Genomic DNA, 12606 nt, shown 5'->3' on the forward strand with positions numbered 1-12606 from the left:
ACTCTGCGTAACAAGGCTGTTATACTTGTAGGATACATACTCAAGGTGAAGCTTTGATAACGAGAGGAATGTGAGCAGGGATGACGAGCGATACGCTCCAGGATATGCAAGGACTGAAAGCGGCGGGTGCAGTGGTAGGCCACACCATCGCCGAGATGAAGAAAAGTGTGGTTCCCGGAATGACGACTGCGGAGCTGGATGAAGTGGGGGCGAAGATTCTCAACCATTTTGGCGCAAAATCTGCTCCAAAGGTAACCTACAACTTCCCCGGAACGACCTGTATCAGTGTGAATGAAGAGGTAGCGCATGGAATTCCGGGACAACGTGTCATTCAGGCCGGAGATCTGATCAATATCGATGTCTCCGCCGAGCTGAACGGTTATTTTGGCGATGCCGGGGTATCGTTTCAATTGCCTCCTTATAATGAGAAGCTGATTCACCTCTGCCGGAGTACGGAAGAGACCATGATGAGCGTGATTAATCATCTCCGGGCGGGCATGAAGGTGAACGAGATCGGCCGGGTTATGGAGTCCGAAGCGCGGAAGCGCGGCTATAAAGTCGTGCGTAACCTGTGCAGCCACGGCATTGGCAAAGCGTTGCATGAGAAGCCGTTTGAGATTCTGCCCTTCTATAATCCGCGTGTAACGACGGTGCTGAAAGAAGGCCAGGTCATTACCATCGAACCGTTTCTGTCCACAGGCACTGATTTCGTAGAGCAGCAGCCGGATGGCTGGACACTCAGCGTTGCCGACAACAGCCGCGTGGCCCAGTTTGAGCACACAATTGTGGTCACCAAGGGCAAGCCGATTATTTTGACTAGTGCTTGAAGATATATAGGAATATTTAACAGTTGTAATGTATGCATTACGCAAGAAACCCTCATACTAAAGATGATGTTATCATATGGAATGCAAGAATCTGTTTCCAGAATCGGAGGGTTAATTAAAGTGGATAATGTACCGCAAGTCAGTCATGCCTTTATGACATTTATGAAGGAAGCGCCGGAGCAGCAAAAGGCCCTTGGCGAAATTGTGAAGAAGCTGGATGCCGCAAGCAGCCTGGATGCCAAAACCGAGGAGATTGCCTATATTTCCGTACTTGCGGCGGTTAGGCTGGAGAGCGGACTGCCCTTTCATGTCAAGCATGCCAAAGCGCTCGGCGCAACCCGTGATGAGATCATCAGCGCAGTGCTGCTGCCCCTTCCGGCAGTGGGTAATGTGGTGATTCAAGCCCTGCCGGTGGCATTGCAGGCGTATGACAGTGAATAGTGTTCTGTTGTCTGCAAACTCCTCATGGGATTGACAATTGCTCTAAATGTAACTATTATAGTTGCATCTGGCGGAAGCATTCCGGCCAGTGTGAAGGAGTGATTGACATGAACATTAGCACGCGGTTTGCGGTGGCTATTCATATTCTAACCTTAATTGACAGCAACAAAGACGGCAAAAGCACCTCAGAGTGGATCGCCGGTAGCGTGAATACGAACCCCGTAGTGATTCGCCGCCTTACGGGTATGCTGAATAAGGCAGGACTTGTGGAGGTTCGTCCCGGTGTGGCCGGAGCGAAGCTTGCCCGCAGTGCAGCTGATATTACGCTGCTGCAGATTTATAAGGCGGTGAATGCGGTGGAAGAGGACTCCCTGTTCTCTGTCCATGAGCATCCGAACCCGGAGTGTCCGGTAGGCAAGAACATTGCAGGCGCTATTGTTCCAGTATTCTCTCTTGCACAGAAGGCGATGGAGAATGTGCTGCAGGAGGTCACCCTGGATCAGATCGTACATCAGCTTCCTGTGGCTTGAGACAGGATCTGATGTACGTAAATTTAAGGAAACCTTCAGCCCCGTTTTATGTTTTTTTAAGGTTCGGGGAGTATAGTGAAGTTCTCCACCCCCCAGTGGAACCATTTGTGGAAGACCCCGCCGTGCCTCGGCAGGGTCTTTCTTTGATCCTTGCGGAATTCTGTCTATTTTCATTAAACCTTTATGTGTTTTTCATCTGGGCTTAAGCTTCGCTCAGTATAGTAGACCCATGACCCCCTTACAATAGACTTTTGGCCCTGCCGGTTACCGGCGGGGCCACTTTTTTTGATGAGCAGCTGCTTGGTGCTGACTTTACACTGCGATTTCTATCGTTTAGACTGACACATATGTGACAGGACTATAGGAATATAAGGAGTGATCTCATAATGATTCTTTTTCAGAACGGGGACCTCAGTGTCCGCAGGCTGGAACAGGAGGATGCACCGCTGCTCGTACGATGGCTCTCGGACCCGGCAGTGCTGGAGTATTATGAAGGCCGGGACTGTCCGCATGATCTGGAACGGGTACAGACGAATTTTTATGAAAGTGAAGAAGAGGGATTATACCGTGGGATCGTGCAGTACATGGGTCAGGATATAGGTTATATCCAGTTCTATCCTGTTGGCAGGGAAGAGCTGACGGAGTACGGCTACGCAGATTATACGGGAAAGGTCTACGGAATGGATCAGTTCATTGGTGAGCCGCAGCTATGGAGCCAGGGGATAGGTTCGCTACTGGTAGGTGGGATGGTGAAGCATCTGCTCGAAGCAGAGCAGGCAGACCTCATTGTCATGGACCCGCAGTGCTGGAATCACAGGGCACTCAGAGTCTATGAGAAAATCGGATTTGTACGCAGCAAGCTTTTACCGGAGCATGAACTGCATGAAGGGGAGTGGAGGGACTGTTGGCTCCTTACTTATACTCCTGCACATTGATTCAAGCATACATATAAGGAGATTTTGCCCATGAAGAACAATTATACCATCCTGGGAGCTGCCCTGATTCTGGGCCTGTGTCTGGTTGCCGGCAGCTTCGTAATCGGAGATCGGATTAGAGCGGGCTACGAGATGCAACTGCCGACACCTGCCGGAGCGCAGACGGAAAGTCAAGCTGAGGACCATCCGTTGATGACACTTGCAGAGACTGCACAGTTCCTGCGTCTGAGTGAAGATCAGGTGAAGAATATTATGAAGGCGGAGAATGCAATGTTGCGTAATGATGGACCCTTCGAGGGGACAAAGCTCCCTTATCTCAGAATAGATAACGAGTTCCTGTTCAATAAGCAGCAATTGACGGTCTGGATTCTGGCCGCTACGCAGGAGCACAGGGTATACGCGGGGGAGAAGCTGGCCGGGAATTAAGGATCGCTACAGAGTGGAGGAAGCTTCAGGATGAAATTTTTCACTATACCCTGGTATGAAGAAATGCAGGTGCGCGGGTTCATGGTCTTCCCGGAGACGGAGCAGGACTGGCTGGAGGATGTGGCCTGGCATGTGGCAGAGGGGATCAGCTATGAGGAGCGGGCCAAGGATTTTCTGGAATATATGAAAAAAGATCTGCTGAAATATCTACCCGGGTACTTCCACGCTTCAATACATGACGGAACGATAAATTCCACTTATCCTGCGCCTGAGTTCAAGCAACGGGCCTTGCAGTGGGGCAGGGAATATGATGAACGGGTGCAGGCGATCTTCAGAGAATACCGCAAAGGGTACGAAGCCATTAAGCATGAACTCCCGGAGAGCGCCGTACAGTTAGTCGAGAAGAGTCTGCATGACGCCAGAGTGATCTCCTATACTATGCCTACAGAAGGTGTGCTGGAGATGATTCTGGACTGCGGCGGGGCAATGCATTACCAATGTGAGATCAAGCTAAAGTTCAAAGGTGTGAGCGGACTACGCTTGCCTGAACCGCTTGAAAAGAAATATTGGCTGTATGACGAGATCTATGCCGCGGAGCAGGGGTTCGAGCTTCGGGTTCTAATGGATTCCCCGCCAAGTGAACTAAGAATTACTGCACAGGATGTATTGATAGAGATCCTTGGTGAATCTCAATAACGAAATGACTGCTTCGGAGTCTGGCCTGTCGGCTGGGCTTTTTTTGTAGACTCTAATGTGTATTGTAAAAGTAATTGACAAACATATAGATCGCAACTATACTTAAGTAAGTTAATGTGTAACGGAAATTGAAATTACCTTTGCATGGACAGGATAGGAACAGTCAACACTAACCGTTATTATGCGTGCTTTGGTACCAGGGACTTTATTTGAATTAGCCTATATTCATTTCAGGGGGGATTCCTATGACAGCAACAGCTATATTACCACAACAACTGGAAATTGGACTTGTACAGATCCGTGTAAGTCATTTGGAGCGCTCGCTCAGCTTTTATCAGAATGTAATCGGACTGAAGATTCTGCGGCAGCAAGGGCGCGTGGTAGAGCTGACGGCGGATGGCCAGCAGGTGCTGCTTGTCCTGCGGGAGATTGAGCAGGCTCAGGTGCTGCGCCGGAACTCGGTGGCCGGACTATACCATTATGCGATTCTGCTGCCGGACCGGCCTTCTCTGGGACTGGTGCTGCGCAATCTGATCGACTCCGGGATTTCGGTCGGCCAGGGGGATCATCTGGTCAGCGAAGCTCTATACATCGAAGACCCTGATCATAACGGAATCGAGCTGTACCGCGACCGGCCCCGTGACACCTGGAAGTATGAAGCAACAGGCAATGTGGTCATGACCACCGATCCGGTGGATGTGGACGGTCTGCTGGCTGCATCGGAGGGCCTGAGCTGGACCGGGCTGCCTGCGGGCACTGTAATGGGTCATGTTCACTTCCATGTGGGCGATCTGGCAGAGGCCAAGAAATTCTATGTGGATGCGCTTGGATTCACGGTGACCGCCCATTACGGCGATGCGGCCATGTTCATTTCGGCTGGAGGCTATCATCATCATATGGGACTGAATACCTGGGCTGGAAAAGGGGCTCCGGCGGCTCCTGCGAATGCAGCGGGCATCGATTATTTTACACTATTGCTCCCTGACATTCAGGAAGTGCATGAAGTGGTTGAACGTGTGAAGCGTGCCGGATACCGTGTGGAAGAAGAGGGCGGTATCATTACTCTAAGGGACCCGTGGAATATAGGCATACAGCTGCTAGTGAAACGCTAAAATAACAGGGCGGACAGCATCGCGTTAATATTTACTGCTAGACCAGCGGCGGAAGCCGTGAATGATAAGGCAACGGAAGGTACGGGCGGAGAATTGTAATTTCCGCTGTGCCTTCCGTTTGTTGACGTTAGCCGGGTCATTGCAATAATATAATTGATTATCAGACGGGGAGATGATGGAATTGGAGACTTTTCTGGCTGTGCTGTTGATGCTTGGATTAATCGCCGTATCGAATATCTTGAACCGCTTCATTCCGTTTGTCCCGGTTCCCCTGATTCAGATCGGACTAGGAATCATTGCTGCACTAATTCCGACGGGAATACATATGCACTTCGAGCCTGAGCTGTTTTTTGTATTATTCATTGCTCCGCTGCTCTTCAATGACGGGCGGCGGACGCCGCGCGGTGAGTTGTGGAACCTTAGGGCACCGATTCTGCTGCTGGCGCTGGGACTTGTATTTGTCACGGTATTTGTGGCGGGCTATGCGATTAACTGGATGATTCCCTCGATTCCGCTGGCAGCTTCCTTCGCACTGGCGGCTATTCTGTCTCCTACGGATGCGGTAGCGGTAAGCGCGCTGGCTGGACGGGTTCATCTTCCCAAAAGCATCCACCGGATTCTCGAAGGAGAATCGCTGATGAACGATGCCTCCGGCCTGGTCGCCTTTAAATTTGCGATTGCAGCCATGGTTACCGGCGTGTTCTCTCTGCCTAAGGCCTCGTTTAGCTTTGTGCTGATTGCCGCAGGAGGACTGCTGCTTGGTGCAGTGCTGTCATTCCTGCTGATCCGGCTCAGCGTGTTCATCCGCAGGTTCGGTATGGAGGATGTGACCATCCATGTGCTGTTGCAGATCCTTACGCCGTTCATTATTTATCTGATCAGCGAGGAGATCGGGGTCTCGGGCATTCTGGCCGTTGTGGCAGGAGGTGTCATGTACGCCATTGAGAAGGACCGGGCCGTCTCTCCGCAATATAAGCTTCAGCTTGTATCTGCCAGTACCTGGTCAGTGCTGCTGCTGGTGCTGAACGGGCTGGTCTTCCTGATTCTCGGTGTGTCCGTTCCGGATGTGATCGAGGTGATTTACCGGGATCAGACGCTGAATAACTTCATGGTTGCCGGCTATGTTCTGGCGATCACGGCGCTGCTGATTGTGCTGCGTTTTCTGTGGGTCTATGGTTACTCCTTATGGGAGAGCAAGCGGCTGAAGGCAGAGAAGGCCCCGCTGAAGTCACAGATTATTACCTCGATCTCAGGGGTGAGGGGGGCTGTAACCCTTGCAGGTGCCTTCTCCATTCCGCTGGTGCTTGGGGACGGGGTGACACCTTTTCCGGAGCGGGATCTCATTATTGCGCTGGCGGCAGGTGTGATTCTGATGTCGCTGGTCATCGCCAGCATCTTCCTTCCGCTGCTTGCGGACAGTGAAGAGACCGTAGTTCAGAGCGCCGGAGCTGTATACGGGAATACGGAGCTGGCGGCCAGAAATGTGGTCATTGATGCCGGGATGTCGATGCTGCGCAGCCTGGTCTCTGAGAGCCCGGAGCGCTCAACACAGCCTGTGCTGCTGGAATTTACAGATAAGGTTGATAGACTATGTGCTGCAAGACCGGATCATGACCCGGCCCATGAGCAGTTCCTCCGTCTGGGTGTCGAGGCACGCAAGAGTGCGCTCGAAGCCGAACGCACGGAGTTGCGGCGGATCATGGAGAACGGGGCGCTGCCGGAGCCTGTTGCCGTGAAGATGGAGGAGCTGCTGGATCATACGGAGTCTCTGCTGTGCAAACGGCTGAATACGCAGATTAAATTCTCTTTAACAGAAATTCAGCGGCTGTTCTCTGGACTGTTCTCAGGTAAACTCAGCGGGGAAGAAGGACAGCTCGCCCTGCAGAATGCCGAAAGTGCGCGGACGGCAAAGATTGCGATGTGCCAGGCGGCAGTATCCGCCGTTAGTGCAGGAATGAGTGATGAGAACCGGCTCGCCTCACAGAAGGTCATCGACAAGTACGAACGGCTGGAATCCAGGCTGGTGCAGGGGGAAGGCTGGAGCAATGACGGCGTACTGGATGATGACAAGCTGGAGCTGAAGCTGCAGGCGATTCAGGAGCAACGGAATACTGTACAGGAGATGTATCAGAACGGGGCAATTAATCTTAAGATTGCCGGCAGGCTGCGGCGGTTCGTCGACCAGCTCGAAACCTCAATCTGGGAGGATTAGACCGTTAGAACGCCGGTGTTGCAATATATTTTATCTGATACAATATACAAAGCCCGCTTGCGCAGGGACCCGGGGTCCTTGCTGCAAGCGGGCTTGTTTGTGGAATGGAGCGTTACGGTTGTTTGGGCAATTTCTTGATACGCAAGAACATCTGTCCGAGCACCTCGCTTAGCACCAGACCGGCCGCAATGGCTCCGGACAGCAGGAGCGCCTGAACCCCATACTGGATGCCCAGGTTATTATCATTTTCCACGAACCTCCGCATGGCATCATATGCAAGACCGCCCGGCACAAGCGGGATGATGCCGCCGACACTGAAGATAATGACCGGCATCTTGAAGGAACGCGCAAAAAACTGGCTGATCAGTCCGATCACAACGGTAGCACCAAAGGTTGCGACGACAGTATCGGAACTGTGATCCAGCAGCAGGTACAGCATCCAGCCGATCATTCCGGCGAAGCCGCATTGCAGCAGCGCGCGCACCGGTGCATTGAATAGAATGCAGAAGGTTGAGGCAGCGATGAAACTGGTGATCAATTGCAAAATCATGGCAGGACGACCTCTTTCAAGTGGGTGTTAAAAAATGGACAGGACCAGCCCGATGCCGGTCCCGATGGCGAACGCAGTCAGAAAGGCGTCGGCCCCTTTGGAGATGCCGGATACCAGATGCCCGGCCATCAGGTCACGGACCGCATTGGTGATGAGCAGCCCCGGTACGAGCGGCATTACACAGCCGATAATAATCTTGTCCATCTCCCGTCCCACACCGAGCTTGACGGAGAAGAAGGCCAGCAGACCGATAATGAAGGAAGCAATGAATTCCGCGAAGAAGCGAAACTGCACCAGACGGTGAAGATAAGTGGCCGCTGCGAAGCCTGTACCGGAGATCAGCAGCGACGGCAGAGCATCCTGCAGGCTGCCCTTGAACATGACCGTGAAGCAGGCTCCGGTCAAGGCTGCCGCTGCGATCTGTACCCATACCGGGTAAGCATGCGCCGCATCATCGACCACGCCGAGACGCTCCCGCGCTTCTGCGGCTGTCAGCTGGCGTTCGGTCAGCCGCCTGGAGATGTCATTGACCTCGGATACCTTTTGCAGGTCTGTCGTCCGTTCGGCGATCCGGAACAGCTTCACCGGCTCGGTCCGGCTGGTGGTGAACATAATGACCGTCGGCGTGACATAGCTATGCGCACCGGGGAAGCCTAGTGCCGCAGCCATCCGGCTCATGGTATCCTCCACACGGTATGTCTCTGCACCGCTCTGCAGCATGATCTTGCCTGCCAGCAGGCACAGATCGACAATGTCATGTATGGAAGTGTTGCTATTCGTGCTTGTACTATCCAACTTCGCTGATCCTCCCCGGGAATGTTATCTATTCGATTGTCGCCTGAAAGTCTGAAAATTTCAACCTTTATTCCATAGCATCCGGCAAATTCCGGGTTTTTACTCTTCCAGCGTGCATAATCCCGTAGCGACCCCTCCTGAAACAATCGTCAGAATCGAATGGAAAAAGGTCTCCTTGGAGATCAGAATTCCGCCAGCGCCGATGATCAGGAAATCCGTCAGGAAGATAATCAGGCCGACATTCAGCGGCAGGTAGCGTTGGATGAATCTGGCCAGCAGGTCGGTTCCGCCTGTACTGGCTTTGAACCGCAGCATCAGCCCGAGTCCGGTGCCCATCAGGAAGCCGCCGATAATGGCGCTTGAGATGGAGCCCAGCTCAATATAGTACAGGAAGTAATACTGAAGCGGAAAGAGCAGCTCGATCAGCAGGGAGGAAGCCAGCAGACCCAGAATGCTGTTGTAGAAGATCTCCCGTTGCCGGAACCAGGCCAGCAGGAAGATAGGCAGACTGCATAGCATAATGCACAGTCCGATTTTGGTGCCGGAGATATAATTAATAATGAGGGCAATGCCGATAATTCCTCCATCGAGGATTTTATAGGGGACTAGGAAGAAATTCGTTCCTATTGCAATCAGCAGGCTGGCCAGCAGAATAATAATATAGCTTGGGAAGGATCGCATAGTCAACATCTCCGGAATTGAGGCATGTCTTAATCTTTATGCGCCCATTTGGAAAAAAATAGCTAAAAATTCTGCGCCGCCCGAATCAATTGACCATAAAGCAGGTGAAGTCTGAAATGGGTTATTTCTATAAAATACTGGAGACCGATATGGAGCTGCTGGCTGCTGCACTATCGGAGGTGCCGGTGGCAGTGTTGCTGAAGAGCGGACCGGAGCAGCAGCTGGAAGCGGGCCCGATCAGAGCCTACACGCCCCAGTCCGTACGGATTCGCGGGTTATCCTACTGCCGGGAATTGCACGAGTTCCGTATCCTTGCCCCGGGTTCCGCCTAAGTGCATTCATGCTCAGCGGGAATATCGCTTGCGGAAGCGCAGCGGAGAGATTCCGACCTTGCGGCTGAAGCGCCGGGAGAAGTAAGCTGTACTCTCGAAGCCGGTGCGCTCTGCGATTGCCGCGATCGGGATCTCTGTCTTAAGCAACAGAAGCTTGGCCTGCTCCAGCCGGTAATCGGTCAGGTACTCCATGGGCGTAAGCCCGTAGACACGCTTCATGCAGCGGGCCAGGTAATTGTAGTGAAAATGCAGGGCATCCGCCAGAGAGGTATTCGTGACTTCTTCCATATAATGATTCCGCAGATAGGCCTCCGCCTGCTCGGCAATCTCGTCTGCCTGGCTTCCGGCCGTATCTTGCCGGGCCAGATCCATCGTCCGCAGCATCTCCTCGAAGATACGCTGCTGCTGCCACACGGCGCTTGAGCGCCTGCTATGGTTCAGCTGCAGCAACTGCCCTGCCTGGCCGCTCCGTGCGAAGGGGGCAGGTAGCGGTCCGAACTGGGGAATACGGATGGTATAAGGGTGGGTAAGAAACTGCCGGAAATGCGTTTCCCGGTCGGCATATACCGGCTCACCCGCTGATTCCGTCCATTCTCCCACCGTGTGAAAATGAACCCAAGTGAAGACCGTCTCCGCATCACACGGCTGCACTGAATAATGGTAGCGGTCAGGCAGCAGCAGCAGGGTATGCCCGGCGCCCACTGCCCATTCTGTATGCTCCTCTCCAATGTGCAGGCATCCCTGCTCCACGATGATCAGATCGAATTTGCCCATACGGCTGCGGTTCGGATGCTGGTCTCCGGGCGAATAGACGGTACGGCCGCATTCCAGGAAATAGGGGAAGGGCGGTGCGGCCAGATGAATATAGGAAGAATTAAGTGTCATTAGCAGCTCCTTGGGAAGGCATGTGTCCTGAATTAACTTCGCTAAGCCTTATATAAAAGTTGTGTGAAATAGTACAAAAACGGGGTTGTTTATGCTTCTGTTTTTGTTATATTGTACCGTCTATAATGGCAATTAGCGAGGACGAAATGCTGAAGAGGAGATGCTACAATGAGTCAATTTGAAGGTGCAAAGGTTCGGACAACCGTTCAACCAGATCATTCCGGTCATTCGGATCAGGGAGGCCACAGAGTGCACGTTCAGGATGAATTCTGGGGCCGTTATATCCGGTTGGTGCAGGAGACAGTGATTCCTTATCAATATGAGGCGCTTCATGACCGCGTGGCCGGGGCTGAACCGAGCCATGCCATTGCCAATTTTGAAATCGCTGCCGGAAGAAGACAGGGTAAGTTCGGGGGCATGGTCTTCCAGGACAGCGATGTAGCCAAGTGGCTGGAGGCAACGGGTTATTCCCTCAGCATCCGGCGGGACCCGGAGCTGGAACGCCAGGCGGACGAGGTGATCGATCTGGTGGGAGAAGCACAGCAGGCCGACGGATACCTGAACACTTACTTCACTGTCAAGGAGCCGGGCAAGCGCTGGACGAATCTCCAGGATTGCCATGAACTGTATTGCGCCGGACATTTCATCGAAGCTGCAGTGGCTTATTATGAAGCGACCGGTAAGGACAAGCTGCTGAGTATTATGCGCCGTATGGCCGATCATATCGACTCTGTCTTCGGACCGGAGGAAGGCAAGCTGAAGGGCTATGACGGTCATCAGGAGATTGAGCTGGCGCTGGTGAAGCTGTACCGGCTGACAGGGGAGAAGAAGTATCTGAAGCTCAGCCTCTTCTTCATTGACCAGCGCGGGCAGGAGCCGAACTTCCTGCGCCAGGAATGGGAGAGCCGGGGCAGGGTTACACATTGGGGCGGCCAGACGGATCATATCGATATGGCCTACAATCAGTCCCATATACCGGTCCGTGAGCAGACGGTAGCCGTAGGCCACTCTGTCCGCGCCGTCTATATGTATACCGCCATGGCCGACTTGGCCCGCCTGACCGGAGATGAAGCACTTCGCGAGGCGTGTCTGCGCCTGTGGAACAATATGACAGAGAGACAGATGTATATCACTGGCGGAATCGGCTCCACCCATCACGGCGAAGCATTCACCTTTGATTACGATCTGCCTAACGATACGGTCTATGCGGAGACCTGTGCTTCGATCGGGCTGATCTTTTTTGCCAGACGAATGCTGGAATTGACTCCAGATAGCCGTTATGCCGATGTGATGGAGCGTGCGCTCTATAATAATGTACTCGGCTCGATGGCGCAGGACGGCAAGCATTATTTCTACGTCAATCCGCTGGAGGTCTGGCCGCAGGTCTGCACCTGTAATCCCGGCAAACAGCATGTGAAGGCGCAGCGCCAGGGCTGGTTCGGCTGTGCCTGCTGCCCGCCGAATGTGGCGCGCCTGCTGACCTCATTGAATCAGTATATCTACACTGAACACAGCGATACGCTCTATACGAATCTGTATATCGGAAGTGAGCTTAGAACCTTACTTGGAGGAACAGAGGTGAAGGTCACTCAGTCCAGCAAGCTTCCATGGGAGGGCATAGTCACACTGAAGGTTGATCCTGCGGAAGCCGGGGTGTTCGGTATCGCCCTGCGTATTCCATCGTGGAGCAGCGGAAAGGTCCGGATCAGCGTTAATGGCGGGCTCCTTCCAGCACTTGATGCTTTGGAGCAGGGCTATGCGGTAATCCGCAGGGAGTGGCAGCCCGGTGACATCGTGGAGCTGATGCTTCCAATGGAAGCGCACCGTGTATACGCCCACCCGGAACTGCGGGCTAATGCCGGGAAGACGGCTATTCAGTACGGGCCGCTGGTCTATTGTCTGGAATCTGCGGATAACGGCGAGCCGCTAAGCTCAATATCTCTAAGCAAGAAGGGCAGGTTCAAGGAGGCTTACGATGAAGAGCTGCTTGGCGGAGCTGTAGTAATCCGGGCGGAGGGCTACAGGGTGGAGGAGCAGAGCTGGAGTGGCGGACTCTACGGCAGCACCAGGGCGGCAGTACAGCCGGTGGAAGTAACGGCAATTCCGTACTATCTGTGGGGCAACCGCGGCAGCGGAGAGATGAAGGTGTGGATACCGGAGTAATTCCGGGGCCGCCTGTCCATG

Annotated in this window: 14 protein-coding genes; 10 read left to right on the forward strand and 4 right to left on the reverse strand. The window is 53.3% G+C overall.

Going from position 1 to position 12606, the window contains the following annotated elements:
- Nucleotides 1-80 precede the first annotated feature (80 nt).
- The 8 genes from map (at nt 81) to NYE26_RS11520 (ending at nt 7179) form a co-directional block, all read left to right on the forward strand.
- Nucleotides 81-827 (forward strand): type I methionyl aminopeptidase, encoded by a 747-nt coding sequence (gene map / locus NYE26_RS11485; protein ID WP_036729586.1) that lies wholly within the window; start codon nt 81-83, stop codon nt 825-827.
- Between the two features lie 153 nt (nt 828-980).
- Complete coding sequence (locus NYE26_RS11490) at nt 981-1268, forward strand: carboxymuconolactone decarboxylase family protein (protein WP_036695137.1); 288 nt, start codon at nt 981-983, stop codon at nt 1266-1268.
- 107 nt (nt 1269-1375) lie between these two features.
- Entirely contained in the window at nt 1376-1798 is a 423-nt protein-coding gene (locus NYE26_RS11495; RefSeq protein WP_036729584.1) for an Rrf2 family transcriptional regulator, read from the forward strand.
- Nucleotides 1799-2184: 386 nt separating this feature from the next.
- Complete coding sequence (locus NYE26_RS11500) at nt 2185-2733, forward strand: GNAT family N-acetyltransferase (RefSeq protein WP_339255913.1); 549 nt, start codon at nt 2185-2187, stop codon at nt 2731-2733.
- A gap of 30 nt (nt 2734-2763) precedes the next feature.
- Nucleotides 2764-3159 (forward strand): hypothetical protein, encoded by a 396-nt coding sequence (locus NYE26_RS11505; RefSeq protein ID WP_339255915.1) that lies wholly within the window; start codon nt 2764-2766, stop codon nt 3157-3159.
- A 30-nt stretch (nt 3160-3189) separates the two neighbouring features.
- Nucleotides 3190-3855, forward strand: coding sequence for a DUF4085 family protein (locus NYE26_RS11510; protein ID WP_339255917.1), 666 nt, complete (start codon nt 3190-3192; stop codon nt 3853-3855).
- A 245-nt stretch (nt 3856-4100) separates the two neighbouring features.
- Nucleotides 4101-4967 (forward strand): VOC family protein, encoded by an 867-nt coding sequence (locus tag NYE26_RS11515; RefSeq protein WP_339255919.1) that lies wholly within the window; start codon nt 4101-4103, stop codon nt 4965-4967.
- A 181-nt stretch (nt 4968-5148) separates the two neighbouring features.
- Nucleotides 5149-7179: a Na+/H+ antiporter gene (locus NYE26_RS11520; protein ID WP_209877713.1), complete on the forward strand. Its 2031-nt coding sequence runs from the start codon at nt 5149-5151 to the stop codon at nt 7177-7179.
- A 112-nt stretch (nt 7180-7291) separates the two neighbouring features.
- Here the strand turns inward: NYE26_RS11520 and NYE26_RS11525 are convergent, their stop codons facing one another.
- The 3 genes from NYE26_RS11525 to NYE26_RS11535 form a co-directional block, all read right to left on the reverse strand.
- A complete protein-coding gene (locus NYE26_RS11525; RefSeq protein WP_339255922.1) occupies nt 7292-7729 on the reverse strand; it encodes a threonine/serine exporter family protein in 438 nt (145 codons plus the stop codon).
- A 27-nt stretch (nt 7730-7756) separates the two neighbouring features.
- Nucleotides 7757-8524 (reverse strand): threonine/serine exporter family protein, encoded by a 768-nt coding sequence (locus NYE26_RS11530; protein ID WP_081751313.1) that lies wholly within the window; start codon nt 8522-8524, stop codon nt 7757-7759.
- A gap of 99 nt (nt 8525-8623) precedes the next feature.
- Nucleotides 8624-9205, reverse strand: a complete 582-nt coding sequence (locus NYE26_RS11535; RefSeq protein ID WP_036729573.1) for a YitT family protein — start codon at nt 9203-9205, stop codon at nt 8624-8626.
- A gap of 116 nt (nt 9206-9321) precedes the next feature.
- Between NYE26_RS11535 and NYE26_RS11540 the strand changes: the two genes are divergently transcribed.
- Entirely contained in the window at nt 9322-9537 is a 216-nt protein-coding gene (locus NYE26_RS11540) for a hypothetical protein (protein WP_036729570.1), read from the forward strand.
- Between the two features lie 12 nt (nt 9538-9549).
- Here the strand turns inward: NYE26_RS11540 and NYE26_RS11545 are convergent, their stop codons facing one another.
- The gene (locus NYE26_RS11545) at nt 9550-10422 is read right to left on the reverse strand and encodes an AraC family transcriptional regulator (protein WP_036729568.1); all 873 of its coding nucleotides are present in this window, start codon (nt 10420-10422) and stop codon (nt 9550-9552) included.
- A 168-nt stretch (nt 10423-10590) separates the two neighbouring features.
- Between NYE26_RS11545 and NYE26_RS11550 the strand changes: the two genes are divergently transcribed.
- Entirely contained in the window at nt 10591-12585 is a 1995-nt protein-coding gene (locus tag NYE26_RS11550) for a beta-L-arabinofuranosidase domain-containing protein (protein WP_339255927.1), read from the forward strand.
- The last annotated feature ends 21 nt before the right edge of the window (nt 12586-12606 follow it).

The organism is Paenibacillus sp. FSL P2-0136, assembly GCF_037975325.1.
Taxonomy (GTDB): Bacteria; Bacillota; Bacilli; order Paenibacillales; family Paenibacillaceae; genus Paenibacillus_AQ; species Paenibacillus_AQ silagei.